This window comes from Pseudomonas atacamensis (assembly GCF_017167965.1).
In the GTDB taxonomy this organism is placed as follows: domain Bacteria; phylum Pseudomonadota; class Gammaproteobacteria; order Pseudomonadales; family Pseudomonadaceae; genus Aquipseudomonas; species Aquipseudomonas atacamensis.
Map to the genome: position 1 here is coordinate 5,699,267 of NZ_CP070503.1, position 24,675 is coordinate 5,723,941.

A 24,675-nucleotide genomic window follows, 5' to 3' on the forward strand; every position below is an offset into this window, starting at 1 on the left:
CAGGAGGCAAACAGAAACACGAGAGGTGAGATGCCTGACGGATAGAACGCCCGGCTGTCGCGGGTAGACATGTCCATACAAGCGAGAAGGGATGATGATCGCTCCCACGCTCTGCGTGGGAGTGCAGCCCCGGACGCTCCGCGTCCGCTTCAAATGTGACGCAGAGCGTCACGGGAGGCATTCCCACGCAGAGCGTGGGAACGATCAAAGGTAAATGACCTTAGTGAAACAGTACCGCCGTCTTCTGCAGGGTCACCCACACACCCCACGCCAACGGAATACCCACCACCAGCCATGCCGCGATCGCCAGAGGCTTGGTGCCCGGCGCCGCTTTCCACTCCAGAACGGTGCTGGCATCGGCACCCTTGTCGTGGCCCAGCGCCTGTTCGGCGGCCAGTTCGGCGTCGGTCATGAAGTACTTGTCGGCCACCGGGCGCACCATCAGGTTGCACAAGAAGCCCAGCACCAGCAGGCCGGCGAGGATGTACAGGGTGATGTCGTAAGCGGCAGCGCGTTCCACGCCGATGCTCAACTGATATTCACGCAGGTAGTTGACCAGCACCGGACCGAGCACGCCGGCAGCGGCCCAGGCAGTCAGCAGACGACCGTGGATCGCACCGACCATCTGCGTACCGAACAGGTCGGCCAGATACGCCGGAACGGTGGCAAAACCACCGCCGTACATCGACAGGATGATGCAGAACGCCGCCACGAACAGCGCAACGTTGCCCAGATGGCCCATGTTCGGAATCAGCGCGTACAGGGCAAAACCCAGCGCGAAGAACACGAAGTAAGTGTTCTTGCGGCCCAGGTAGTCCGAGAACGAAGCCCAGAAGAAGCGGCCACCGATGTTGAACAGGCTCAGCAGACCAGTGAAGCCAGCTGCGATCGCCGCGATCGAGGCCAGTTGGCCAGCGTCGAGTTGACCGAACGGCACATCAACGCCCAGCAGTTTGCCGCCGAACACTTCCTGCAACAGTGGCGAAGCCATGCCGAGGATACCGATACCCGCCGACACGTTCAGGCACAGCACCAGCCAGACCAGACGGAATTGCGGAGTTTTCCACGCTACATTCACGTGAACGTGACGGTTGGTGATCATCGCGTTGGAAGCTTTCTTCGCCGGAGCGGTCCAGCCTTCAGGTTTCCAGCCGGTTGGCGGCACGCGGTAGGACAGTGCGCCACCGATCATGAACACGAAGTAAATGGCCGCCATGGCCACGAAGCTCTGCCATACGCCCACGCCTTCCGGCGAAGCGAAGTGGCTCATCAGTGCAGTCGCCAATGGTGCGCCGACCATCGCGCCGCCACCGAAGCCCATGATCGCCATGCCGGTCGCCATACCGCGCTTGTCCGGGAACCACTTGATCAGGGTCGACACCGGCGAGATATAGCCCAGGCCCAGACCGATACCGCCGATCACGCCCGAGCCGATCCACATCAGCCAGATCTGGTGGGTATAGATACCCAGCGCGGAAATCAGCAGACCGCCACACCAGCACAAGGCCGATACAACGCCAGCCTTGCGTGGACCGGCGTGTTCCAGCCAGCCACCCCAGATCGCTGCCGAGCAGCCGAGGAAGATGAAGAACAGCGTGTAGATCCAGCCGAGCATGGAGATCGGCCAGTCGCAGTTCGACGAAAATACCTGTGCGATGAAGCTCATGTCCGGCGCGCAAGCCACCGGCGCGGTAACGCCGAGTGCCTTGGACAGCGGCAACCAGAACACCGAGAAGCCGTAGGCCATGCCGATGCACAGGTGAATGGCCAAAGCGGCCGGTGGAACCAGCCAGCGGTTGAAACCGGGCTTGGCGATGATGCGTTCCTTGGACAGGAACGCAGGCTGGTCGGCTTTGAGGCCGTCCGCCGTGATGCTCGTGCTCATTGTGTATCCCCCAATTGTTAGTATGGTTCGCCAGCCACTGCTCACCCTCGGCCTTATGCACGCAGGCATGACCGTTTTTTTAGGTGAAGCTCCTTGAAGGCGCGACGTTAAGTCGCAGACGGGCGGACGAACTGGCGAAGGTTACCATTCTCAGGTGACAGAAAAACCAAACTGATATCACCTTTTTTCAAGTCATCTGTTCTCGTACGACTCGGGAAGCCGCCAACCCCGCGTCTGCAAAGGCACCACGCCGTTTGCTACTTGTCCCATTTATGCGTGTGAAAAGTTACCCGTCGCCTGGGCGTGACTGAACGACTGATGAACCAAGCGCAAAAAATGGCGTCGCAAGCGGGGGACGAATTGCACCCTCTGGCGCCCGCCGGGCATCCTCAAGCGCAGGCCCGGTGGCGAAGTTGCAGGTGCCGCCGCCGACCCTCGGCAGATGACGCCACACCGAACCGGGTGCCGGCAGCGCTATACTCCCCGGCCATATGACCAATTCGAGTAACTACAAGGACTCGCCCATGAAAGCGTTCGGCAAAATCCTGGGTCTGGTACTTCTCGGGCTGTTGCTGATCATTGTGGCGGCAGGCTTTGCCCTGACCCACCTCTTCGATCCCAACGACTATAAAGACGAGATCCGCCAGATTGCCCGCGACAAGGCCCACATCGAGCTGACGCTCAATGGCGATATCGGCTGGAGCCTGTTCCCGTGGCTCGGCCTGGAATTGCACGAAGCCAGCGTCGCCACCCTGGCCAAACCTGCCGAACCGTTTGCCGACTTGCAGATGCTCGGCCTGTCCGTGCGCGTGCTGCCGCTGTTGCGCCGCGAAGTACAGATGAGTGACGTGCGCGTCGAAGGCCTCAACCTGCGCCTGAACCGCGACAAAAACGGCCACGGCAATTGGGAAGACATCGGCAAGGTGCCTGTGGCGCCGGGCTCGACGCCACCCGCCACAGCGGGCGCGACCGCCAGCGAGCCGACCGTCGCCGTGGAAAAACCGGCGCAACCGATCCGCCTCGACATCGACAGCCTGACCGTCAACAACGCCCGCGTTGAATACACCGATGAGCTGACCGGCAAGCAGTTCAGTGCCGAAAGCATTCAGTTGAGCACCGGCCCGGTACACGATTCGACCAATATCCCGGTGAAAGCCACCGCGTTCCTTGGCACCAACCAACCGGTACTGCGCGTGCGCACCGAGCTCAACGGCGAGCTGCGCTTCGAGCGCGCCCTGCAACGCTACAAGTTTGAAGACCTGAAGCTGACCGGCGAGCTCGCTGGCGATCCGCTGCAAGGCAAGACCATGACCTTCTCCGCTCAAGGTCAGTTGCTGCTGGACAAGGCAGCGAACGTCGCCGAATGGACCGGCATCAAGATTTCCGCCAACCAGTTGCGTGCCCTGGGTGAGCTGAAAGCCAACGACCTCGACAAGACGCCACAGATCAGCGGCGGCATTTCCATTGCCCAGTTCGATCTGGCGAAATTCGTCGACAGCATCGGCCAGACACTGCCGGCGATGGGCGAAGGCAGCCTGAGCAAGGTCGAACTGGTCAGCCGCGTTGCTGCCACTCCGACCAGTCTGTCGTTCGACAACATCAACCTGAAACTCGATGACAGCAGCTTCAGCGGCCGCATCGCCATCGAGGACTTCGCCAAACAGTCGCTGCGCGCGATTCTCAAGGCCGACACGTTCAACGTCGACCGCTACCTGCCACCGAAATCGGCTCAGGCTAACAACGCCACGCAAACCCGTCAGGCCGAAGTCGCCAGCACCGAGGCCGGCGCCGTCGCGGGTACCACGCCGCTGCCGGACAAACCGAGCAAAACCGCCTGGAGCACCGAGCGCCTGCTGCCGGTCGAACGCCTGGCCAAACTCGACGTCGATGCCGATCTGACTTTCGGCCAACTGACCCTCGACAAACTGCCGATCCAGAACGCCGCGCTCAAAGCCACCGGCCAGGGCGGCCTGCTGACGCTGACTAACCTGAGCGGTGATCTGTACAACGGCGGCTTCGTCGCCAACGGCACACTCGACGTGCGCCCAAGCGCGCCGGTGCTCAACCTGCAGACCCGGCTCAACCGCGTGCCGGCGGAAAAAATCATCGAAAGCCAAGGCAAGAATCCGCCGGTCAAAGGTCTGGTAACGCTGACCAGCAGCCTCACCGGCAGCGGCAACAGCCAGCAGGCGCTGATCGACACGCTCAACGGCAACGCCAGTTTCGTCATCAACAACGGCGTGCTGCTCAACGCCAACCTTGAACAGCAATTGTGCAAAGGCATCGCCACCCTCAATCGCAAATCCCTCAGCGGCGAGCCACGGGGCAAGGACACGCCGTTCGAAGAGCTCAAGGGCAACCTGACCGTGCGCAACGGCGTCGCCAGCAACCCCGACCTGAAAGTGCGCATCCCCGGCATGACCGTCAACGGTGACGGCGACATCGACCTGCGCGTGCTCGGCATGGACTACCGCGTCGGCATCATCGTCGAGGGCGACACCAGCGCCATGCCCGACCCGGCCTGTCAGGTCGGCGAGAAATTCGTCGGCATTGAGTGGCCACTGCGCTGCCGTGGCCCGCTGGAACTGGGCGCCAAGGCCTGCCGCGTCGACAATGACCGTCTCGGTCAGGTGGCCAGCAAGATGGCTGGCAACAAGCTCAGCGAGAAAATCGACGAAAAACTGGGCGATAAAGTCAGCCCGGAATTGAAAGACGCGTTGAAGGGGCTGTTCAAGCGATGACAGCAGAGCAATTTTCCACGGCGGTGCTGGAGTGGTTCGACCGCCATGGCCGCCACGATTTGCCGTGGCAGCAGGACATCAATCCATATCGGGTCTGGGTGTCCGAGATCATGTTGCAGCAGACTCAGGTCAGCACGGTGCTCAATTACTTCGAACGCTTCATGGCGGCGCTGCCAACAGTCGAAGCGCTGGCCGCAGCCCCGGAAGACGAGGTGCTGCACCTGTGGACCGGGTTGGGTTACTACACTCGCGCACGCAATCTGCAGAAGACCGCGAAGATCGTCGTCAGCCAGTACGCTGGCGAATTCCCGCGCGACGTGGAAAAACTCACCGAGCTGCCGGGCATCGGCCTGTCCACCGCCGGGGCGATCGCCAGCATCAGCATGGGCCTGCGCGCGCCAATCCTCGATGGCAACGTCAAACGCGTGCTGGCGCGCTTCACTGCGCAAGAGGGCTACCCCGGCGAACCGAAGGTGGCCAAACAACTCTGGGCCAACGCCGAGCGCTTCACCCCGCACGATCGGGTCAACGCCTACACCCAGGCGATGATGGATCTTGGCGCGACACTCTGCACGCGCAGCAAGCCGAGCTGTCTGCTGTGCCCGCTCAAGCGTGGCTGTGAAGCGCACATGCTTGGCCTGGAAACCCGTTATCCGATTCCCAAGCCGCGCAAGGCCATCCCGCAGAAACGCACGCTGATGCCAATGCTGGCCAACGGCGAAGGTGCGATTCTGCTTTATCGCCGCCCGTCGACGGGACTGTGGGGCGGTTTGTGGAGCCTGCCGGAGCTGGATGATCTGGAAGATCTGCAACATCTGGCCGATCAGCACTCGCTGACCATGGGCCAGCAGCAGGCGCTGCCGAGCCTGGTTCACACCTTCAGCCATTTCCAGTTGTCCATCGAACCGTGGCTGGTTCACGTGCAGGAAGCCAGCCATCACGTGGCCGAGGCCGACTGGCTCTGGTATAACCTCGCCACCCCGCCGCGCCTGGGCCTTGCTGCCCCGGTCAAGACCTTGCTTGAGCGCGCGGCCGCCGTCTTGAATGCAGGAGAATCGCCATGACCCGCACCGTAATGTGCCGCAAGTACAAAGAAGAACTGCCCGCGCTGGAACGCGCCCCATTCCCGGGTGCCAAGGGCCAGGACATTTTCGACCACGTCTCGGCCAAGGCCTGGGCCGACTGGCAGAAACACCAGACCCTGCTGATCAACGAAAAGCGCCTGAACATGATGAACGCCGAAGATCGCAAATACCTGCAGGGCGAAATGGACAAGTACTTCTCCGGCGAGGAATACGCCAAGGCCGAAGGCTACGTGCCGCCAGCCGAATAACCGGTATATTTCGTAAGCGACGGAATTAATTTAAGAAATTTTCAAAAAGTCGTTGACGTAAATCCGAAAAACCCTTTTAATGCGCCCCGTTGCCCAGATAGCTCAGTCGGTAGAGCAGGGGATTGAAAATCCCCGTGTCGGCGGTTCGATTCCGTCTCTGGGCACCAAATACCGAAAACCCTGAATCGCAAGATTCAGGGTTTTTTTATGCCTGCGATTTGATCTCCCACCTCACTTCCCCCTTCGATACACCTGGATTCCAGCTGTACTGGAAAAAACCAGAAATCTGTATCTCTCCGCGCAGATGGCGTTTCGCCAATACTTTGCGCAAGCCTTGGCGAGCCAATGACTGGCTCTACTTTGCGCCCCGCAACACTCTGGACTCCTGTAGCCCTCAGAGCGCAAACCCTGATTTTTTGAATCGATCGGCGTCGCCCGCAAGGTCACTTCCTGTCCAGCAAAAAAATCTGAACCCAACCCACAGGCGAACTGCAGTTAGTGCTTTTCAAACATTCCAGGATGAATGCTGGCGCCCCCGTGCGCCCGGCAAAAGAGCGAAACGGACGACGTATGATCAAGCAACTTATCAATGAAGACAGTTATGTGCAGATCGGCGATCTTTGCAGCGCAACGATCCAGCTGAAAATCGAAGGACTGAATCCCGCCGGCTCCATCAAGCTGAAGACCGCGCACGCGCTGATCACTGATCTTGAAGTCCGCGGACTGATCAACCACAAGACCCGCCTTATCGAATCCTCGTCGGGGAATCTGGGCGTTGCGCTGGCCATGGTCTGCGCCGCCAAGGGTTACCAGTTCGTTTGCGTAATCGACCCGAATATTTCCGCGCCGAACCGCAAGCTGATTCAAGCCCTGGGCGCGCAAATGCTCATGGTCGATCAACGCGACGAGAACGGCGGATATCTGAATTCGCGGATTCGTCTGATCGAGCAACTGGTCGCTGACAACGCCGACTACATCTGGCTCAACCAGTACAAGAATCCGACCAACCCCCTCGCCCACTATCAAGCGACTGCCAGGTCCATCGCGCGCAAGTTTCCCCAGGTGGATTACCTGTTCGTCGGCGCTGGCACCACTGGCACGCTGATGGGCTGCAAGAACTACTTCGCCGAACATCATCCACAGACCAAAGTCATTGCCGTCGATACCGTCGGCTCGGTGACGTTCGGCCTGCCGGGCGGCACGCGCCATATTCCGGGGCTCGGCACCAGCCGCCTGCCGGAGATATTCGAGTCGTCGGGCATTCACGACTTCCTGTCGATTCCCGAGGAAAAGACGATCAAGGTCTGCCGTTGGCTGGCGCAACGCTACGGCCTGCTCTTCGGCGGCTCCACCGGGACTGTGCTCGCCGGCATCCGCCAGTGGGCGCCGCATATCCGGCCCGACGATGTCGTGGTGGCGATCTCCCCCGACATGGGTGAGCGCTATCTCGAAACCATCTATTCCGACGACTGGGTCACCCAGCGGATCGGCGCAACCGCACTGCAGCCCCTTTTCCCTGAAATCGCTCTGGCACTCTCGGCGTAATCCTCATGACCACACAGAATCCGATCCAGCCGTTCCACGTGATCCCCGGCGCTGTCGTCAAAGACATCCTCAACGGGCTGCGGCATGCAACCATCGACATGGTGGCGCAGACCTACCTGACCCACGAGCGTGGCGAAACCGTTAACCCCGACAGTTATTTCCTGCGTTTCCCTGCGCAACCGGCGAACCGGATCATTGCGCTGCCGGCGGCCATCGTCGACAGCGAGGGCGATCAATCCGTCTCCGGGATCAAGTGGATTGCCAGTTATCCCGACAACATCAAGTCAGGCATTCCGCGCGCATCTGCCGTGCTGATTCTCAACGACCCGCAGACCGGTTATCCCTACGCCCTGCTCGAAGGTGCACTGATCAGCGCCGTGCGCACGGCGGCGTCGGCGGTATTGGGTGCCTGGTGGCTGAATGGCCAGAATCGCCACGCGGCGACACTGTCGATCATTGGTGGCGGGGTAATCTCAAGAAATATCCTCGAGACTTTCGTCGCCGACGACTGGTCCTTCGACAGCGTGGGCATTCACGATCTCAACGCGGAATCGGCGCAAGCCCTCGCGGAATTTGGCGGACAACTGGGCCTACCGGATGTACGCCTGCTGTCGCTCGAAGAAGCGCTGACTGCCGACATCGTGGTGTTCGCCACCAGCGCGGGCGAGCCGTACGTAAAAGGCCAGGGCACGTTCCGCCCGGGGCAGATTGTTCTGAACATCTCGCTGCGGGATATCGGCGCCGAAATCATCGAGGAAAGTTACAACTACTTCGACGACATCACCCATTGCCTGAAGGCCAATACCTCACCGCATCTGGCCGAGCAGCAATATGGCCATCGCGACTTTGTCACCGGCACAGTGGCGCAGCTGATTCGCAGTGACCTGCATGTCGCCCAGGACAAACCGCTGATCTATTCGCCATTCGGCATGGGCATTCTCGATCTCGCGATTGGCCGGATGATCCACGACATTGCGGTGGCGGCCGGTACGGCAATTGCCATCCCGTCATTTTTTGGCGAGGAGCGCAGATGGTGAAGGCGCCTGTGCACATCGGCCTGATCGGCTGCGGTTCGCGCGGATTGTCGGTATTCGAGCGCCTGTTGAGCCGCGCCGAGGAACGCCCGGAACAACCGGTGTTCATCGACATCTTCGAGCCCAACGTGCTCGGCAGCGGCGCGCACTGGCCCGATCAACCGGACTACCTGTTGCTCAACACCGTCGCCGGTCAGCTCGGGGTATTTCCCGACGCAGCAGCGTTCGGTGATCTGACCGACGCCCGGGAACGGCCAGGGCCGGACTTTCTCGCGTGGTGCCGAGCGCAGCGCGTCAAGGTTGACCCCGACAGCGGCCTGCTCGCCGCAGACGGTCGCGACGTCGAGCCGGAGGATTTTCTGCCACGGCACCTGCTCGGCGCTTATCTGGCCGACGCCTTCACGCGGATCCTCGCGACCGCCCCCGCCTGGGTCACGGTCAATCTGCATCGGCATCAGGTCACGGCGGTCGAGCGCCGCGAGAATCAGCAATACCTTCTGCTAACCGCCCAAGGCGCTGCGGTGACGGTGGATCGCCTGGTTCTGACCGTCGGCCACACCGGACGCCTGGGCCTAGCGGGGCAGAACCGGGTCGACAACGTTTACCCGCTGCCGGGCAGCCTTACCACCGTCGAGCCCGGCGAAACGGTGTTGATCGAAGGGCTGGGCCTGGGCGCCATGGACACCCTGGCGGCGCTGACGGCTGGCAGAGGGGGGATCTACAAACCCATGGCTGATGGCAGTCACACTTACCAGCCTTCGGGTCAGGAGCCGGTGATCTTCATCCAGTCGCGGGACGGGCTGCCGTTTCGCACGCGTCCCAATGGCTTGATCGGCTGCCCCCGCCATAGCGCCGTGCTGCTGACCAGCGAGCGCATCGAGTCGTTGCGGGTCAACGCGCACAACCGCCGGCTGGATTTCGAACGGGACATTCTGCCGCTGATGCTGCTGGAGATGCGTGCCGCTGCGGTCGCCGTCCTGCATAAACCCTCAGCGCCACAACAGCTGCTTGAGCAGCTCAGAACCGTCAGCGTTGCCGGCCCAGCAGGTGTTGTCGCCTGCGAAGCTTTGCTGCGCAAGTTCGAAGCGATTGCCGGGGCAATCAATCCGCTGGAGCTGATCTGCCACGCACTGCCCGACAGCGTGACGCCTTACAACTATCACGCATGGATTTACGACACCCTCGAAGCCGACTTGCATGAAGCACGCCTGGGGCGAGGCACGTCGCCGATCAAAGCCGCCATTGAAGTCTGGCGCGACTTGCGTGACCGGCTGCGTGAGGCGGTGGATTTCGACGGGCTCACCGAAGATTCGCATCGGCAGTTCTATGGCCGTTGGCACAAAGCGATCAATCGTCTGGTCGCCGGCCCGCAGAAGGAGCGCCACGCCGATCTGCTCGCGCTGTGTGATGCCGGTTTGCTGACCTTCCTCAAGCCGGGCTCACGCCCGGCTATCGAACACTTCAAGCGCGTCGCCGGTTACGTCCAGAGCAGCGGCGTCACCCACAGCGACTGCGCGCCGGTGCGTGATCTCGCGCGCCTGGGCCTTGTGCGTCCGCGCACCGATGTGCCGGGCATCGACGGCATCGATGTCGACGCGGCGTGCAACCCGAGGTCGAACAGCGGCGAAGCGGTGCATGACATCTGGGTGCTGGGACCGCTCGCCGAAGGCTCTTGTTATTACAACCACTACGTCACCTCGGCGGGCGCACCTTCGCGGCTGTTCATGGACGCCCATCGAGTCGCCACCGCCATCCTTGAGACAGGAACTCGCGCATGAAACTCTACTATCAGACGCATTCGCCGTACGCCCGCAAGGTACTGGTGCTGGCTCACGAACTCGGCATCGCGTCGAGCCTGGAGGTGATTCATCACGAAACCAGTCCGACTTCGCCAAACGCGACCATCTACCAGGCCAATCCGCTGGGCAAAGTGCCGGTGCTGATGCTGCCGGACGACAGCGCACTGTTTGATTCAATCGTGATTTGCGAATACCTCGATGACCTGAGCAACGGCCGTAAATTCATCCCGGCCAGCGGCCCCGAGCGCTACAAGGCGCTGCGCCTGCAGGCATTGGCGCAGGGCATGTGCGACGTCGGCATCAAGCTGCGCTGGGAAGTCGAGCGGCGCCCCGAGGCTTTGCGCTATCCAGCGTACGCCGAGGGTCAGGCGTACAAACTCAAGGAGGCGTATCGCTTCATCGAAGAGCACGTCGACCTCAATGGTCCGATCACCGTCGGCCACATCGCCTTGGCGACCGCGCTGGACTGGATCGCTTTCCGTCAACTCTCGGACTTCTCGGCGCAAGCACGCCTGAGCGAGTGGTATCAGACGTTCTGCCAGCGCGCGTCCATGCGGGCGACCGAGTACAGCGGACAGACGCACGATTAAGCCAAGGAAACCGCTATGAGCTCTCTCTTGCTGCAAATGTCACCGATCGCGCTGGTGATCGCGCTGATCCTGATCCTCCGGCGTCCACCAGTACAAGCGGCGCTGGCCGGTGTGGTACTGGTGCTGGTGCTGTGGGCTCTGGGCGCTGCCGGGCCGGTGTCGGCGGCGATCTCCTCGGCGATTTTTCAAGACACCACGATCCTGTTTCTCAGCACCGCGTGCGTCATCGTCCCGGGGCTGGCCTTCGTCATTCTGGTCGAGCGCGGCGGTGCACCGCAGGCCATCGGCGCATGGGTCAAGGAACTCGGCTGGACACCGCCGGCGCAGGTGATTTTCATCGTGCTGGGCCTGGCGCCGCTGCTGGAAGCGATGACCGGCTTCGGCGTTTCGCTGATCGCCACGGTGCCGCTGCTGATGGGGCTTTTCACTCGCCAATCGGGGATGAAAATTGCCCTCGCCGGCATGGTCATCATGCCGTGGGGCACACTGGGTCTGGCAACGGTGATCGGTGCCCTGCTGGCGCATTTGCCGGCGCAAACCCTCGGCAGCCATTCGGCGCTGATCAGCGCGCCAGTGTTCCTCTGCCTGGCGTCGCTGGCCTTGTGGCAGGCCGGCATCCGCAAGATGACAGCGTGGCTGGGGCTGCTTGTCGTGACGGCCCTGTTCGTTGCCGTGCTGTTTGGCGTCAACCTGTGGCTCGGCCCGGAAGTTTCCGGTGTGCTGGCCGGGCTGGCCGTGGCTTGCGTTGGCCTGGGCATCTCCTGGGCGCAACGGAAAAAACTGGTGCGCTGGCCGAGCGCGGCATGGCCTTATCTGGCCTTGCTGGGAGTGATTGTGGCGTCGCGCGGACTGTTCGTGCTGTCGGGCTGGGATGGCCTGTGGGTCGTCAGGGGCGAACACGTTTCATGGAAGCCGCTGGCGTCTCCAGGGCTGGCGCTGCTGATCGTGACCGTGCTGATGGCGTTCAGGCAAACCGTGGGCGCGGGTTTCCCGTGGCAAGCGCTGTTCAACCGGGCGAAGTTTCCGGTCACGACAATCTTCCTGTTCCTGCTGCTCTCCCAGGTGATGGTCAACGCCGGATTCCTCGTCGAGGCGCAAAGCGCGTTGCAATCCATGTCGGGTATTTCGCTGGCGCCGACGATCGCTCTACTGGCGGGGATTGCCGGTTATGTCACCGGTTCCAACGTCGGCGGCAACACGCTGGTGATGCCGTCCATTGCCGCGCTGAGCAGCGAACACGGGGCGTGGCTGGCGGCAATGGTCAACAGCGCCGCCGGCCATGGCGCACTTGGCTCGCTGTCGATCCTGTCATTGATCACCGGACTTGCCGGTGCCAACCGCCAGGAAGAAAACAGCCTGATCCGCTTCGCCTTCGGTCTGGTGGCGCTGAACATCGTCATAGTTGCTGCAACGGGGATCGTTTTGCTCTACTTTCTGTGAATTGTTTCGAATCATCACAGAGAACTTATGGACAGGTTTGATTTGCCGGACAAGCGCTGGCGGATAGTCAAGGACTGGATTATTCGCCAGATCGACAGCGGTGACCTGGCGGCCGAAGCGAAACTGCCGTCAATCCGCGTTCTGGCGCGGATGTTCGAGACCAGCATCACCACGGTGCAGCGGGCGCTGGCCGACCTCGAGGCCGAGGCCTACGTGACGACGGTGCCGCGCGTCGGCTACTTCGTCTCGGCGTCAGGGCGGGCAAAACCATCCGGCGCTTTCGATTTCTCCAGTGTCACCGTCAATCATGCGGTGGTCGCAATGCTCTCCAAAGCAGCGTCGCGCACCACTGCATCGCTGAATTCGGCGGTTCTGCACAGCGATCTCACGCCCAACGTGTTGCTCAACAAATGCCTCTCGGTGCTGGCCGCCAGGACTGACAACGCGCTGAGCGGTCTGGTAGCGCCACCCGGCCTGCCAGCGCTGCGACGGCGCATCGCCGGGCTGATGCTGACCCGCGGTGTAGTCTGCGGGCCGGACGACATTCTGGTGACCTCGGGCGACACCATCGCTCTGGAACTGGCCCTCGAAGCCGTCGCGTCGAAAGGCGCTACCGTCGCCATCGAAACCCCGACCTACTACGGCATTCTGCAGACCATCGAACGCCTGGGCATGCGCGCCCTGCCGATCCGCACCGACGGCCGCACGGGGCTGGATGTCGATCATCTGGAGGAAGCGCTGAAACAGAAAAAAGTCGCAGTGATCTTTCTCAACCCGACGCTGCAGAATCCGCGTGGCTTCATCATGCCCGACGAAGCGCGCGCGAGACTTTCAAGGATCGCCCGGGAAGCGGATGTGCCGATCATCGAAGACGACATCTTCTTCGACCTGGTGCCCGAAGCTGATCGGCCGCGCGCCCTCAAGAGCTACGACAGCAGCGGCCAGACAATCTACTGCTCGTCGTTTTCGAAAACCATCGCGCCGGGTTATCGCGTCGGCTGGTGTCTGGCCGGCAAATACCGCAATGCCATCCTCGCGCAGATGTTTTCGCGCAACCTGGCCGTTTCCAGCCTGGCGCAAAATGTTCTCAATGAATTCATCGGCCGTGGCTACATGGACGAGCACTGCGCCAGATTGAGGTCGCAACTCTCTTCGCTGGCGAGTTTTGTCGAAGCACTGGTGCGCACGGATTTCCCGATCGGCACCCTCTACGTCCCACCGCGCGGCGGCTTCATCCACTGGATCGAAATGCCGACACACACCGACATGCCGGCGCTGCAGCAATTGGCCACGGAGCGTGGTTGCCACGTGGCTGGCAGCGGCATCTTTTTCGCCGACGGCCAGGCTTCCACAGGCGTGCGCATTTGCCTCGGCACTACGCTGACCCCGGCGGTGATCGGCATTCTCAAGGTGATCGCCGAATGCGCCCACCTTGCCGCACGCCCGACGAACCTGCGGCAGATGCCGACTGAACAATTGCAAGAGCCGGCAGTTTTCTGACCGGCTCACGCGAGCCTCGCTTATGAATCAGAAAAGAACCCGTATTCGCTTGCCGCATCCTCCGCCGTATCGCCCGAGCCGCTGGACATTCTGGCTGACGGTGCTCGCGGGAGTGCTGATCGCCTTTGCCGTGTGTCTGTCGATCTACATGCTTATCGAGAGCTGGGTCAGCGGTTCCATCACCACCAACAATCGCGGACCGCGCAGCACCTACACCTTGGCACTGCAACCTCGGCGATACTGGTTCGAATTCATGTGGCAGAGCTTCTGGACCGCGTTCATGTTGGCCATCGGTGTGTTCGGGCTGTGGATTTATCGCAAAGGGCGGATGCGTTAGCAGAGGCCGAAGGGCAAGCGCTCGCGATGATGCAACTGGGGCGCTTTTTTGAAGCAGCCTCTTACCTGCCTGTTCCTTTCATTCCAGCGCAACACCAGATCGCTCACCGCAGCGCCGCCAACTCTGCGGCGATTGACTGGGCAAAAGTACGAAATGGACTACGGACATTTACCCCGTTACGCGCCTTCCGGTGGCAAAGTCCTGCAACGCCTGTCCCACCCTTCCTTCCGAACTCGCAGGTTCACCCGACATACCTGCGCCGCCTTCCCCGGCATGCTTGCGTCTCTGTTTCCAGAATGCGGAAGACCCGATGAGCCAGCTCAAACCTGCTGATACGCAAGACCATAAAATCGATTCACTGCTGGGCGAACTGGGCGAACTGATTCGCCAGGCGCGGCAAAAAGTGCTGCGCGCGGTCGATACGATCCAGGTGCAGACCTGTTGGCAAATCGGCCGGCACATCGTCGAGTTTGAACAACAGGGAGCCCAACGTGCGGGATATGGGAAAAAATTGATTGGCCTACTGGCTAAGGATCTGAGCGGGCAATTCGGGAAAGGGTTTGATGAAACCAATTTGTGGAAGATGCGCCTGTTTTATCAAAAATTTCCAATTCGAGACGCACTGCGTCCCGAATTGAGCTGGACCCACTACCGCCGGCTACTGCGGGTCGAAAGCGAGAAAGCGCGCCTGTGGTACATGAACGAATGCGCCGACCTCAACTGGTCAAGCCGCGCCCTCGATCGTCAGATCCTGACGCTCTACTACGAGCGCCTGCTGATGAGTCAGGACAAAGCCGAGGTGGTCGAGGAAGCCACGACCAACATCGACGCGATGAAATGCAATCCGCGGGAATTCATTCGCGATCCGGTCATGCTCGAATTCCTCGGCCTGCCCTCGGCAGGCAAAGTCAGGGAAAGCGGACTCGAACAAGCACTCATCGACCACTTGCAAAGCTTTCTGCTTGAACTTGGCAAAGGCTTTTCCTTTGTCGCCCGCCAACAACGCATCAGCACTGACGGCGTCGACCTCTATATCGATCTGGTGTTCTACAACTACCTGCTCAAGTGCTTCGTGATCATCGACCTGATACGCGGCAAGCTCAGCGCCCGCGATGTCGGGCAGATGGACATGTATGTGCGCATGTACGACGAGCTCAAGCGCAGCGAAGGTGACAAGCCAACCGTCGGTATCATTCTGAGCGCGGAAAGCAATGACTCGGTGGCGCGCTATTCCATGCTCAAAGGCAATGAGCAACTGTTCGCCAGCAGCTACAAGACGATACTGCCGAGCGAAGAAGAGTTACGTGCTGAACTCAACCGCGAACAGGCGTTGATCGAAGAACGCATGCTCACTCAATCCAGTGAATGAACCGGCCGGATTGTTCTTGATCAGCGCGGCGACTATGGTTGGCACCTAACCGCCGAGGTCAAGCGCCATAGGCAGCAAGCCCCCATTCGAGTTGGAAGACGCAGAGTTGAGCCAACCAGTTTTGACTGCATCTGAAGGCACGTCCTTCAAGGAAACTGCCGACGACGGCTACGCACTCGGCGGCTTGACCTGGCGCCATAGTTCGCCCGATCCACAGCGCCCGGTGGTCATCATCAACGCCGCTACCTCGGTGCGCTGTCGGCACTATTCACGGTTCGCGGCCTACCTGTTCAGCCATGGCTGCGATGTGATGACCTACGATTACCGGGGCATTGGCGAATCACGCAGCGAATCGATCAAAGGGCTGCGTGCCTCGTGGACCGACTGGGGCGCGCTGGATTTCGAAGCGATGCTCAAACGCGCGCAGCAGGAGTTTCCCGGTCAGCCAATCGATGTGGTTGGCCACAGCTTCGGTGGTTGCGCGGCGGGCTTGGCGGAGTCGGGCAAAGTGATCCGACGGTTGGTAACCGTCGGTGCGCAGTTCGCTTATTGGCGCGATTACGCCCCTGAACAGCGCTGGCGGATGTTCGGCAAGTGGCATGTAGTCATGCCTTTGATGGCGCTGCTCTGCGGCTATTTCCCCGGCAAACGGCTAGGTTGGCTGGAGGACACGCCAACCGCCGTAGTCCGCGACTGGAGCACGCCCACCGCACGTTACGAGCAACGCCCAAGCGGTCGCGCACTGATGAAAAAGGCGGGCGCCCTGCCCTTCGATGGCGTCCGCGCGCAGACCCTCGCCATCAGCCTCAGCGATGATCCTTACGGAACGATCCCGGCGATCGAACGCCTGCTCGGCTACTTCAGCAACGCGGCAAAAACCCATCTGCGCATTGCGCCGCAGGACATCGGCGAACGACAAGTCGGACATTTCGGCTTTTTTCGCAGCGCATACCAAGCCACACTATGGCCCATTGCTCTGACCTGGCTGCAGACCGGCGCACTGGCCGCCGATACACCCGGCCGACAAGTGCCACGCAGCTGAGCCCCTCTCAACGCACGACGGAACACATCATGGCCTCCGCCAACAAGCAGCAAAAACGCGCCACCCGGGCCAAAGCCAAGGCCAAGCAGAACCGCACCAAGCGTGCCGAAGCGCCGGTCGAGCTGGACCCGAACGACGACCGCATCGATTTCGAATCGGTGGACCTGACCGAGCTGTTCAAGAAAATGATCGACGCCGAGAAGATCAGCCAACAGGCCATGTGCACCGCGTTCCTTGAAGATCCGCTGCTGGAACTGGTCTATGAGCAGGAAGGTGAAGAAGGCGCGATGGATTTCATCCTCGCCGCGCTGATCGAGTATCGCCAGTGGTCGCAGGAAACCGACGAGGCCGGCGCGCTGGCGTGGATCGAATCCCCGGCATTCCAGGCTGACTATGTAGCGGCATCCGACGCGATCGCTGCACAAACCCAACAGAAGAACTGAGCTCCCATGGCATCCCTGAACAAGCAACAGAAACGCGCCAAACGCGCCAAGGCCAAAGCCAAGCAGATCCGCATGGTCGGGCGCAAACCGCTAGATCAGGACGAAGATCTCGGCCACCTCGCCGAGCCGATCCCGGAATACACCCTGGCGATGTTCAGCAAAATGCGCGACGCCGAAGCCGTCAGCCGCAACGAAATGCTGCTGACCCTGCTGCGCGAACTGGCCTTCATCATCGTCGACCATCCTGAACTGCTCGACATGGAAAACGCCGACAACGAAGGCATGGCCGCCACCCACCTGGCCGCCGATATGCTCATCGACTACCGCATGTGGGCCGACGGCATGACCATCGAACAGGCCCAGGCCTGGCTGAGCGAGCCGCAGTTCATTACGGATTTCGGCGTGGCGCTGGATGCTTATGGCAAGTCGGTAGAGCCCCAGGAAGACAAGAGCGAATAAGCCCTTCTCAGAAACAAAAAACGGCCGCTAGTCATCCCTGACAGCGGCCGTTTTTGTTTGGATGGCCTAGCTACTCTTTGTCCGGTGACGATGTATATCCCATTGACATATCCCCAGCACGATCTATCCTGAGCTAATCACAGGAACAGACCCGGGAGCTCGAATATGGAGCAGACCACAATTTTCATGAGCAACAGAAGTCAGGCAGTCCGACTGCCAAAGGCAGTTGCGATGCCCGCCGACGTTAAACGAGTGGAAGTCATCGCGATTGGCAGAACACGCGTCATTACGCCTGCTGGAGAAAGCTGGGATAGCTGGTTTGATGGCGACAGCGTCAGCCCTGATTTCATGGCTAACCGTGAGCAACCCACTGAACAGGAGCGCGAGTCGTTCTGATGATCAAGTACATGCTGGATACAAATATCTGCATCTTCACCATCAAGAACAAACCACAAATTGTCCGGGAAGCCTTCAATCGACATTCCGGGCAGTTGTGCATCAGCGCTATCACGCTTATGGAGCTTATTTACGGTGCTGAAAAGTCGGCGGCCCCGGAGAAAAATCTGGGAATTGTTGAAGGATTTGTCGCGCGACTGGATGTCTTGCCTTTCGATAACGACGCAGCCGCACAGGCCGGGATGGTTCGATCTGAACTCGCGAAGGCTGGAACGCCGATCGGGCCATACGACCAAATGATCGCTGGCCACGCACGCTCACTTGGACTCATTGTAGTGACAAACAACGTACGGGAGTTTCAACGCGTTTCCGGTTTGCGAATCGAGGACTGGGTTTAACCTGACTGGAAAGCTCAGAAACAAAAACGGCCGCTAGTCATCCCTGACAGCGGCCGTTTTGCATTACTGGTTGCGGATCAGTTCAACACCACCGCACCACGCTTCTCCAGCTTGCGACGGCGTGATACCAGCAGACCGGCAGCCACCACCATCAGGCTCAGCAGGCCCGTGGCAAGGATCTCCACGCGGTGGGCTTCCTGGAACAGCATGATGGTCAGCGCGGCGACGATGAAGAGGATCACCGCCCAGGTCAGCCCGGGGAACAGCCACATGCTGAAGACGATCTTCTCGCCGCGCGCCATGCGCTGCTTGCGCATGCGCAGTTGCGAGAAGGCGATCACCAGGTACACCAGCAGGGCGATGGCGCCGGAGCTGGCCAGGAGGAATTCGAACACCGCGGCCGGAGCCACATAGTTGGCGAAGGTGCAGAGGAACGCTGCGCCGGTGGACAGCATCACCGCCCAGTAAGGCGTGCCGCTCTTGTTGGTGCGGGTCGACATGGCCGGGGCATCGCCGCGCTTGCCGAGGGAAAACAGCATGCGCGAGGAGGTGTACAGCGCCGAGTTCAGGCAACTGGTCACTGCCACCAGCACAACGATGTCGACGATCATCTTGGCGTTGGGAATGCCCATGCGCTCAAGTACGGTCTGGTAGGAACCGAGGTTGGCCAGGGTAGGATCGTTCCACGGCACCAGCGCCACCACGATGAAAATCGAAACCAGATAGAACAGGCCGATCCGCCAGATCACCGAGTTGGTCGCCTTGGAGATCTGCTTGCCTGGGTCCTTCGATTCCGCCGCCGCGATGGTGACGATCTCGGTGCCCATGAACGAGAACATGGTGGTCAGTATCGCGCCCAGCACAGCGCCCATGCCGTTGGGCAGGAAGCCGCCACTGTCGAACAGATGCGACACACCGCTGACCTGACTGGTCGGCAGGAAGCCGAAAATCGCTGCAAGGCCGAGGCCGATGAAGCCGATGATCGCCAGCACCTTGATCAGGGCGAACCAGAACTCGAACTCGCCGTAATTCTTCACGCTGAACAGGTTGGTCACGGTCAGCAGCATGGTGATGACCAAAGCGAAAGCCCAGATGTCCACCCCCGGGAACCAAGCGTGCAGGATGGTTGCGGCGGCGTTGGCTTCCAGCGGAATCACCAGCACCCAGAACCACCAGTACAGCCAGCCGATGGTGAAACCGGCCCAGTGACCGATCGCGCGGTCAGCGTAAGTCGAGAACGAACCGGTGTCCGGCGAAGCCACGGCCATTTCGCCGAGCATGCGCATCACCAACACCACCAACGTACCGGCGGCGGCGTAAGCCAGCAGCACGGCCGGGCCGGCGGCAGCAATGGCGTGGCCGGAGCCGACAAACAGACCGGCGCCGATCACACCGGCGATCGACAACATGGTCACATGACGCGGTTTGAGCCCCTGTTCGAGGCCTGTGGAGCTTGGGGTACTGCTCATAGAGACTACCTTTGCAAGGAAAGCGAGTGCGTCCGGCGCGTCTGAAAATTCTTTCTCGTAAAAATAATCCAACGGCCTGTTCCTTATTCTGCACGCAATATTTGCGCCAAAATGTTTCAAGTCCTTGAGTGCCGGGGGCTCCGGCATCCGATGCAAGTCATTGAGTTTAATGGCTATTCGCCAGAACGTTACCCGGCGACTCACATTCAAGACGAATCCGCGCACCAGAAACACACAGAAAAAGTGTGCGACGCACAGAAAAAGGGCGAATAAGGAACGTTCGGCCGGATAGCGCTTCCAACACCCCGCCAAAGCTGGCAACATCGCGCCTTTTTTTACGCGGCACCCACGGGTTTGCACGATCAGACACCCGTTCGGTTGTTGATGGGGCGACAGTCTGCTGCGCCGATGCGACAACCCGCCACATGCCACCCGTTTACCGCTCGTAGCGCTGTTGGCTGCCATTGAAACGCTATGCTAGCTTGGCCGCCTCGCCAGGAAGGCCCGCCAACTGCAGGAGCGCAACATATATGAGGAACGCACATGGCTGAGGCCACGCCCGCGCTGGAAATCCGCAACTTGCACAAACGCTACGGACAGCTGGAGGTGCTCAAAGGCATCTCGCTGACCGCCCGCGACGGCGACGTGATCTCGATCCTCGGCTCTTCCGGTTCCGGCAAGTCCACGTTCCTGCGCTGCATCAACCTGTTGGAAAACCCGCACCAGGGCCAGATCCTGGTGGCCGGTGAAGAACTCAAGCTCAAAGCCGCGAAGAACGGCGAACTGGTCGCCGCCGACGGCAAACAGATCAATCGCCTGCGCTCGGAGATTGGTTTTGTATTTCAAAACTTTAATCTGTGGCCACACATGAGCGTGCTCGACAACGTCATCGAGGCCCCGCGCCGCGTGCTCGGCCAGAGCAAGGCCGAGGCCATCGAAGTCGCCGAAGCGTTGCTGGCCAAGGTCGGCATCGCTGACAAGCGCCACGCCTATCCGGCGCAATTGTCCGGCGGCCAGCAACAACGCGCCGCCATCGCCCGCACGCTGGCAATGCAGCCGAAGGTGATCCTGTTCGACGAACCGACCTCCGCGCTTGACCCGGAAATGGTTCAGGAAGTACTTAGTGTCATCCGCGCATTGGCCGAAGAAGGCCGCACCATGCTGCTCGTGACCCACGAAATGGGCTTCGCCCGCCAGGTCTCCAGCGAAGTGGTGTTCCTTCATCAGGGCCTTATAGAAGAGCAAGGATCGCCACAGCAGGTGTTCGACAACCCGCTTTCGGCGCGCTGCAAACAATTCATGTCTAGCAACCGCTAACGGAGCAACATGCATGCAGAATTTCAAAAAGGTCTTCCTGGCTGCCGCCGTCACCCTCGCATTCAGCGCCGGTGCCATGGCTGAAACCCTGAAGATGGGCATCGAAGCGGCCTACCCGCCGTTCAACAATAAAGACGCCAGCGGCCAAGTGGTCGGCTTCGACAAGGAAATCGGCGACGCCCTGTGCGCGAAGATGAAAGCCGAATGCTCCGTCGTCACTTCCGACTGGGACGGCATCATTCCAGCCCTGAACGCGAAGAAATTCGACTTCCTGATCTCCTCGCTGTCGATCACCGAAGAGCGCAAAGGCGCGGTGGACTTCACCGATCCGTACTACTCGAACAAGCTGCAGTTCATCGCACCGAAAAACGTCGATTTCAAAACCGACAAGGACTCGCTCAAGGGCAAGACCATCGGCACCCAGCGCGCAACGCTGGCCGGCACCTGGCTGGAAGACACCTACGGTGACGATATCAAGGTCAGCCTATACGACACCCAGGAAAACGCCTACCTCGACCTGACATCTGGCCGTGTCGACGCGATCCTCGCCGACAAGTACGCCAACTATGACTGGCTGAAAACCGACGCCGGCAAGAACTACGAGTTCAAGGGCGACCCGGTCGTAGAAAGCGACAAGATCGGCATCGCTGTGCGCAAGGGCGACAACGAACTGCGCAACAAGCTGAACGCCGCGCTGAAGGAAATCGTCGCTGACGGTACCTACAAGAAAATCAACGACAAGTACTTCCCGTTCAGCATCTATTGATCTGACCTGTGGGACCGGCGCCGTGATCAAGCGGCACCGGCTCCCGACTTTGCCTGCCGCAATTTGAACAGAAACCCATGATTATCGACCTCTACGGATTCGGCCCGGCGCTCGCCGCTGGCGCGCTGATGACCGTCCAACTGGCCCTCACCGCCCTGTGTCTGGGCCTGGTGCTCGGCCTGCTCGGCGCCTTGGCCAAGACTTCCCCATACAAGCCGCTGCAATGGCTTGGCGGCACTTATTCGACGCTGGTACGCGGCGTCCCGGAATTGCTCTGGGTGCTGTTGATCTACTTCGGTACGGTCAACCTGATGCGCACCCTCGGTGAATACTTCGGCAACCCCGACCTGCAACTCAACGCCTTTGCCGCCGGTGTGATCGCACTGGGCCTGTGCTTCGGCGCGTACGCCACGGAAGTGTTTCGTGGCGCCCTGCTGGCCATTCCCAAGGGCCACCGTGAAGCCGGCCAGGCCCTGGGCCTGTCGAAGTGGCGGATTTTCACCCGTTTGATCATGCCGCAGATGTGGCGCATCGCCCTGCCGGGCCTGGGCAACCTGTTCATGATCCTGATGAAAGACACCGCGCTGGTATCGGTCATCGGTCTGGAAGAAATCATGCGTCACGCGCAGATCGGTGTGACCGTGTCGAAACAACCGTTCACCTTCTATATGGTCGCGGCAATCATGTACCTCGGCCTGACGGTGCTGGCGATGACCGGCATGCACTTCCTGGAAAAACGCGCCGCTCGCGGCTTTGCGAGGAGCGCGCAATGAACTGGGAGGTCATCATCAAGTGGCTGCCGAAACTGGCACAGGGCGCGACCCTGACGCTGGAACTGGTCGCCATCGCGGTCATCGCCGGCCTGCTGCTCGCCATTCCGCTGGGCATCGCGCGCTCTTCGAAGCGTTGGTACGTGCGTTCGCTGCCCTACGCCTACATCTTCTTTTTCCGCGGCACACCGCTGCTGGTGCAGCTGTTCCTGGTCTATTACGGTCTGGCGCAGTTCGACGCGGTGCGTGAAAGCGCGTTGTGGCCGTACCTGCGCGATCCGTTCTGGTGTGCAACGGTGACCATGACGCTGCATACGGCGGCGTACATCGCCGAGATCCTGCGTGGAGCCATTCAGGCCATTCCACCAGGTGAAATCGAAGCCGCGCGGGCCTTGGGCATGTCCCGGCCCAAAGCAATGTTCTACATCATCCTGCCCCGTGCCGCGCGCATCGGCCTGCCGGCCTACAGTAACGAAGTGATCCTGATGCTCAAGGCCAGCGCTCTGGCCAGCACCGTGACCCTGCTGGAACTGACCGGCATGGCCCGCACAATCATCGCCCGCACTTATCTGCCGGTTGAGATCTTCTTCGCCGCCGGTGTGTTCTATCTGGTCATGGCTTACGTGCTGGTACGCGGCTTCAAGCTGCTGGAACGCTGGCTGCGCGTCGATGCCTGCCAAGGCCGCTGATAATTCCAACGTGCTGACGGGCGAGGCCCTACTCGCCCGCTTCACCGCGCTGGATGCTTTTTTGATTAAGCATCAGGCGCTGTGGAAACCTCGGCCGTTCACTCACCTACAACTTCCATGGGAAGCATCCTACCCGAAGTTGTCTGCATGGCTACGCGGGCGGTCGCTGGAAGATGCAGAGTGCGCGCATAACCATCCTGCTGATCTTGTCGATGCGCCAGAGCCGTTCGCTTCATTGGCGAAGTTGTCGGCAGAATTGAGTGCGGTCGGTGAGTTGCCGGGGCGTGCGCTTGAAGCTGCCGGGCATCGCTTGAATGTCGATGTGCCTGGGCGCAAGTGGCAGCAGATCGAGGCGTTTGCCGGTCGCTTGTCCTTTGCCTCGCAGCCGACGCATTGGCTGGACTGGTGCTCCGGCAAAGGGCATCTGGGACGGCGCCTGTTGGGTGCCGGGCAACAATTGACTTGCGTTGAATACGATCCTTTCTTGGTCGCCAGCGGCCAGTCACTGAGTCAGCGCCATCGTCTGCACGCTTTGCATATCGAACAGGATGTACTCGCAGCGGATGCCCCAGCCGTATTGAACGCTGGACAAACCCCCGTCGCCCTCCACGCGTGCGGTGATCTGCATGTGCGCTTGATGCAACTGGCCAGTGCCGCAGGTTGCCGGCAAATGGCGATCGCGCCGTGCTGCTACAACCGCATCAGTCGTAACGAATATCAGGCCTTGTCCTGCGCCGGATCGGCATCGCTCCTACAGCTGGCGCTGGAAGATCTGGCGTTGCCGATGAGCGAAACCGTCACCGCCGGTGCGCGCGTCCGACGTCAGCGCGACACATCGATGGCTCGTCGCCTGGCTTTCGACCTGCTGCAACGGCAACTGCGCGGCGTCGATGAATACCTGCCAACCCCATCATTGCCCAGCGCTTGGCTGGATAAACCGTTTGCGGACTATTGTCTTGATCTGGCAGCACTGAAGGAGTTATCCACAGTCGGCTCGCCAGATTGGTCGACACTCGAAGCCGCCGGTTGGCAGCGGTTGGCCGAAGTGCGCAACCTGGAATTGCTCCGCGGTTTGTTCCGACGACCGCTGGAGCTTTGGCTGAATCTGGATCGGGCGCTTTTCCTCGCAGAACAGGGATACGTCGTACGCCTCGGCACCTTTTGCGATACCTCACTCACACCGCGTAACTTACTGCTGCTCGGCGAACTCGCTTAAAACGTTACAGCCTGTGGATAACTCTGTTGATGGATTTTCCGTGGATCCAATATCTGCGCATGTTTCGTCGACTTAACAAGACTGGTCATTTTTTGTTCACATAAATAAAAACCGGTAAAACAGGGATTTGCGAACTA

The 24,675-nt window shown here is 60.5% G+C and carries 23 protein-coding genes, 1 tRNA gene and 1 pseudogene; 23 read left to right on the forward strand and 2 right to left on the reverse strand.

Annotation, left to right across the window (positions count from 1 at the left end):
* Positions 1-220 precede the first annotated feature (220 nt).
* Positions 221-1,885: an OFA family MFS transporter gene (locus tag JWU58_RS25775; protein ID WP_016772126.1), complete on the reverse strand. Its 1,665-nt coding sequence runs from the start codon at positions 1,883-1,885 to the stop codon at positions 221-223.
* 228 nt (positions 1,886-2,113) lie between these two features.
* Between JWU58_RS25775 and JWU58_RS27380 the strand changes: the two are divergent.
* From JWU58_RS27380 to vapC, 18 genes and pseudogenes are all read left to right on the forward strand, one after another.
* Positions 2,114-2,331 (forward strand): annotated as a pseudogene (locus JWU58_RS27380) (acetyl-CoA sensor PanZ family protein); the annotation flags it as partial.
* 78 nt (positions 2,332-2,409) lie between these two features.
* Entirely contained in the window at positions 2,410-4,626 is a 2,217-nt protein-coding gene (locus JWU58_RS25780) for an AsmA family protein (protein WP_123444047.1), read from the forward strand.
* Positions 4,623-5,690, forward strand: coding sequence for an A/G-specific adenine glycosylase (gene mutY, locus JWU58_RS25785; protein ID WP_024011219.1), 1,068 nt, complete (start codon positions 4,623-4,625; stop codon positions 5,688-5,690). The genes JWU58_RS25780 and mutY overlap by 4 nt, the downstream gene beginning before the upstream one ends.
* Positions 5,687-5,959, forward strand: a complete 273-nt coding sequence (locus tag JWU58_RS25790; protein ID WP_016772129.1) for an oxidative damage protection protein — start codon at positions 5,687-5,689, stop codon at positions 5,957-5,959. The genes mutY and JWU58_RS25790 overlap by 4 nt, the downstream gene beginning before the upstream one ends.
* A 91-nt stretch (positions 5,960-6,050) precedes the next feature.
* Positions 6,051-6,126 (forward strand) — tRNA-Phe (locus JWU58_RS25795).
* A 403-nt stretch (positions 6,127-6,529) separates the two neighbouring features.
* Complete coding sequence (sbnA, locus tag JWU58_RS27460) at positions 6,530-7,504, forward strand: 2,3-diaminopropionate biosynthesis protein SbnA (RefSeq protein ID WP_338139254.1); 975 nt, start codon at positions 6,530-6,532, stop codon at positions 7,502-7,504.
* A gap of 5 nt (positions 7,505-7,509) precedes the next feature.
* Positions 7,510-8,541, forward strand: coding sequence for a 2,3-diaminopropionate biosynthesis protein SbnB (gene sbnB / locus JWU58_RS27465; protein WP_338139255.1), 1,032 nt, complete (start codon positions 7,510-7,512; stop codon positions 8,539-8,541).
* The gene (locus tag JWU58_RS25805) at positions 8,535-10,316 is read left to right on the forward strand and encodes an FAD/NAD(P)-binding protein (protein ID WP_206421221.1); all 1,782 of its coding nucleotides are present in this window, start codon (positions 8,535-8,537) and stop codon (positions 10,314-10,316) included. The genes sbnB and JWU58_RS25805 overlap by 7 nt, the downstream gene beginning before the upstream one ends.
* Positions 10,313-10,927: a glutathione S-transferase family protein gene (locus JWU58_RS25810; RefSeq protein ID WP_130900474.1), complete on the forward strand. Its 615-nt coding sequence runs from the start codon at positions 10,313-10,315 to the stop codon at positions 10,925-10,927. The genes JWU58_RS25805 and JWU58_RS25810 overlap by 4 nt, the downstream gene beginning before the upstream one ends.
* A gap of 15 nt (positions 10,928-10,942) precedes the next feature.
* A complete protein-coding gene (locus tag JWU58_RS25815; RefSeq protein ID WP_206421222.1) occupies positions 10,943-12,367 on the forward strand; it encodes an L-lactate permease in 1,425 nt (474 codons plus the stop codon).
* Between the two features lie 27 nt (positions 12,368-12,394).
* Positions 12,395-13,867 (forward strand): aminotransferase-like domain-containing protein, encoded by a 1,473-nt coding sequence (locus JWU58_RS25820; protein WP_206421223.1) that lies wholly within the window; start codon positions 12,395-12,397, stop codon positions 13,865-13,867.
* Between the two features lie 22 nt (positions 13,868-13,889).
* Complete coding sequence (locus tag JWU58_RS25825) at positions 13,890-14,204, forward strand: hypothetical protein (protein WP_206421224.1); 315 nt, start codon at positions 13,890-13,892, stop codon at positions 14,202-14,204.
* Between the two features lie 310 nt (positions 14,205-14,514).
* A complete protein-coding gene (locus JWU58_RS25830) occupies positions 14,515-15,573 on the forward strand; it encodes a PDDEXK nuclease domain-containing protein (RefSeq protein ID WP_206422226.1) in 1,059 nt (352 codons plus the stop codon).
* Positions 15,574-15,694: 121 nt separating this feature from the next.
* Positions 15,695-16,615, forward strand: coding sequence for an alpha/beta hydrolase family protein (locus JWU58_RS25835; protein ID WP_241196143.1), 921 nt, complete (start codon positions 15,695-15,697; stop codon positions 16,613-16,615).
* A gap of 29 nt (positions 16,616-16,644) precedes the next feature.
* Entirely contained in the window at positions 16,645-17,058 is a 414-nt protein-coding gene (locus JWU58_RS25840) for a hypothetical protein (RefSeq protein WP_016772137.1), read from the forward strand.
* Positions 17,059-17,064: 6 nt separating this feature from the next.
* On the forward strand, positions 17,065-17,517 hold the full coding sequence (locus JWU58_RS25845; RefSeq protein ID WP_016772138.1) for a hypothetical protein: 453 nt from the start codon (positions 17,065-17,067) through the stop codon (positions 17,515-17,517).
* Between the two features lie 165 nt (positions 17,518-17,682).
* Positions 17,683-17,913: a type II toxin-antitoxin system VapB family antitoxin gene (gene vapB, locus JWU58_RS25850; RefSeq protein ID WP_076565118.1), complete on the forward strand. Its 231-nt coding sequence runs from the start codon at positions 17,683-17,685 to the stop codon at positions 17,911-17,913.
* A complete protein-coding gene (gene vapC / locus JWU58_RS25855) occupies positions 17,913-18,311 on the forward strand; it encodes a type II toxin-antitoxin system tRNA(fMet)-specific endonuclease VapC (RefSeq protein ID WP_206421226.1) in 399 nt (132 codons plus the stop codon). Before vapB ends, vapC begins: the two co-directional genes overlap by 1 nt.
* 77 nt (positions 18,312-18,388) lie before the next feature.
* Here vapC and gabP read toward each other — a convergent pair whose 3' ends face one another.
* The gene (gabP, locus tag JWU58_RS25860) at positions 18,389-19,780 is read right to left on the reverse strand and encodes a GABA permease (protein WP_151551241.1); all 1,392 of its coding nucleotides are present in this window, start codon (positions 19,778-19,780) and stop codon (positions 18,389-18,391) included.
* Positions 19,781-20,323: 543 nt separating this feature from the next.
* Between gabP and JWU58_RS25865 the strand changes: the two genes are divergently transcribed.
* From JWU58_RS25865 to JWU58_RS25885, 5 genes are all read left to right on the forward strand, one after another.
* On the forward strand, positions 20,324-21,097 hold the full coding sequence (locus JWU58_RS25865) for an ABC transporter ATP-binding protein (protein WP_024011209.1): 774 nt from the start codon (positions 20,324-20,326) through the stop codon (positions 21,095-21,097).
* 13 nt (positions 21,098-21,110) lie between these two features.
* Positions 21,111-21,863, forward strand: a complete 753-nt coding sequence (locus JWU58_RS25870; protein ID WP_024011208.1) for an ABC transporter substrate-binding protein — start codon at positions 21,111-21,113, stop codon at positions 21,861-21,863.
* A gap of 77 nt (positions 21,864-21,940) precedes the next feature.
* Entirely contained in the window at positions 21,941-22,636 is a 696-nt protein-coding gene (locus JWU58_RS25875) for an ABC transporter permease (protein ID WP_122705208.1), read from the forward strand.
* Positions 22,633-23,322, forward strand: coding sequence for an ABC transporter permease (locus tag JWU58_RS25880; RefSeq protein WP_016772145.1), 690 nt, complete (start codon positions 22,633-22,635; stop codon positions 23,320-23,322). The genes JWU58_RS25875 and JWU58_RS25880 overlap by 4 nt, the downstream gene beginning before the upstream one ends.
* Positions 23,303-24,538 (forward strand): methyltransferase, encoded by a 1,236-nt coding sequence (locus tag JWU58_RS25885; protein ID WP_206421227.1) that lies wholly within the window; start codon positions 23,303-23,305, stop codon positions 24,536-24,538. The genes JWU58_RS25880 and JWU58_RS25885 overlap by 20 nt, the downstream gene beginning before the upstream one ends.
* The last annotated feature ends 137 nt before the right edge of the window (positions 24,539-24,675 follow it).

What these genes read in the sequence shown, in the direction of transcription:
- JWU58_RS25775 (WP_016772126.1), bottom strand. Translation starts at nt 1,885, where the DNA reads ATGAGCACGAGCATCACGGCGGACGGCCTCAAAGCCGACCAGCCTGCG.
- JWU58_RS25780 (WP_123444047.1), top strand. Translation starts at nt 2,410, where the DNA reads ATGAAAGCGTTCGGCAAAATCCTGGGTCTGGTACTTCTCGGGCTGTTG.
- mutY (WP_024011219.1), top strand. Translation starts at nt 4,623, where the DNA reads ATGACAGCAGAGCAATTTTCCACGGCGGTGCTGGAGTGGTTCGACCGC.
- JWU58_RS25790 (WP_016772129.1), top strand. Translation starts at nt 5,687, where the DNA reads ATGACCCGCACCGTAATGTGCCGCAAGTACAAAGAAGAACTGCCCGCG.
- sbnA (WP_338139254.1), top strand. Translation starts at nt 6,530, where the DNA reads ATGATCAAGCAACTTATCAATGAAGACAGTTATGTGCAGATCGGCGAT.
- sbnB (WP_338139255.1), top strand. Translation starts at nt 7,510, where the DNA reads ATGACCACACAGAATCCGATCCAGCCGTTCCACGTGATCCCCGGCGCT.
- JWU58_RS25805 (WP_206421221.1), top strand. Translation starts at nt 8,535, where the DNA reads ATGGTGAAGGCGCCTGTGCACATCGGCCTGATCGGCTGCGGTTCGCGC.
- JWU58_RS25810 (WP_130900474.1), top strand. Translation starts at nt 10,313, where the DNA reads ATGAAACTCTACTATCAGACGCATTCGCCGTACGCCCGCAAGGTACTG.
- JWU58_RS25815 (WP_206421222.1), top strand. Translation starts at nt 10,943, where the DNA reads ATGAGCTCTCTCTTGCTGCAAATGTCACCGATCGCGCTGGTGATCGCG.
- JWU58_RS25820 (WP_206421223.1), top strand. Translation starts at nt 12,395, where the DNA reads ATGGACAGGTTTGATTTGCCGGACAAGCGCTGGCGGATAGTCAAGGAC.
- JWU58_RS25825 (WP_206421224.1), top strand. Translation starts at nt 13,890, where the DNA reads ATGAATCAGAAAAGAACCCGTATTCGCTTGCCGCATCCTCCGCCGTAT.
- JWU58_RS25830 (WP_206422226.1), top strand. Translation starts at nt 14,515, where the DNA reads ATGAGCCAGCTCAAACCTGCTGATACGCAAGACCATAAAATCGATTCA.
- JWU58_RS25840 (WP_016772137.1), top strand. Translation starts at nt 16,645, where the DNA reads ATGGCCTCCGCCAACAAGCAGCAAAAACGCGCCACCCGGGCCAAAGCC.
- JWU58_RS25845 (WP_016772138.1), top strand. Translation starts at nt 17,065, where the DNA reads ATGGCATCCCTGAACAAGCAACAGAAACGCGCCAAACGCGCCAAGGCC.
- vapB (WP_076565118.1), top strand. Translation starts at nt 17,683, where the DNA reads ATGGAGCAGACCACAATTTTCATGAGCAACAGAAGTCAGGCAGTCCGA.
- vapC (WP_206421226.1), top strand. Translation starts at nt 17,913, where the DNA reads ATGATCAAGTACATGCTGGATACAAATATCTGCATCTTCACCATCAAG.
- gabP (WP_151551241.1), bottom strand. Translation starts at nt 19,780, where the DNA reads ATGAGCAGTACCCCAAGCTCCACAGGCCTCGAACAGGGGCTCAAACCG.
- JWU58_RS25865 (WP_024011209.1), top strand. Translation starts at nt 20,324, where the DNA reads ATGGCTGAGGCCACGCCCGCGCTGGAAATCCGCAACTTGCACAAACGC.
- JWU58_RS25870 (WP_024011208.1), top strand. Translation starts at nt 21,111, where the DNA reads ATGCAGAATTTCAAAAAGGTCTTCCTGGCTGCCGCCGTCACCCTCGCA.
- JWU58_RS25875 (WP_122705208.1), top strand. Translation starts at nt 21,941, where the DNA reads ATGATTATCGACCTCTACGGATTCGGCCCGGCGCTCGCCGCTGGCGCG.
- JWU58_RS25880 (WP_016772145.1), top strand. Translation starts at nt 22,633, where the DNA reads ATGAACTGGGAGGTCATCATCAAGTGGCTGCCGAAACTGGCACAGGGC.
- JWU58_RS25885 (WP_206421227.1), top strand. Translation starts at nt 23,303, where the DNA reads ATGCCTGCCAAGGCCGCTGATAATTCCAACGTGCTGACGGGCGAGGCC.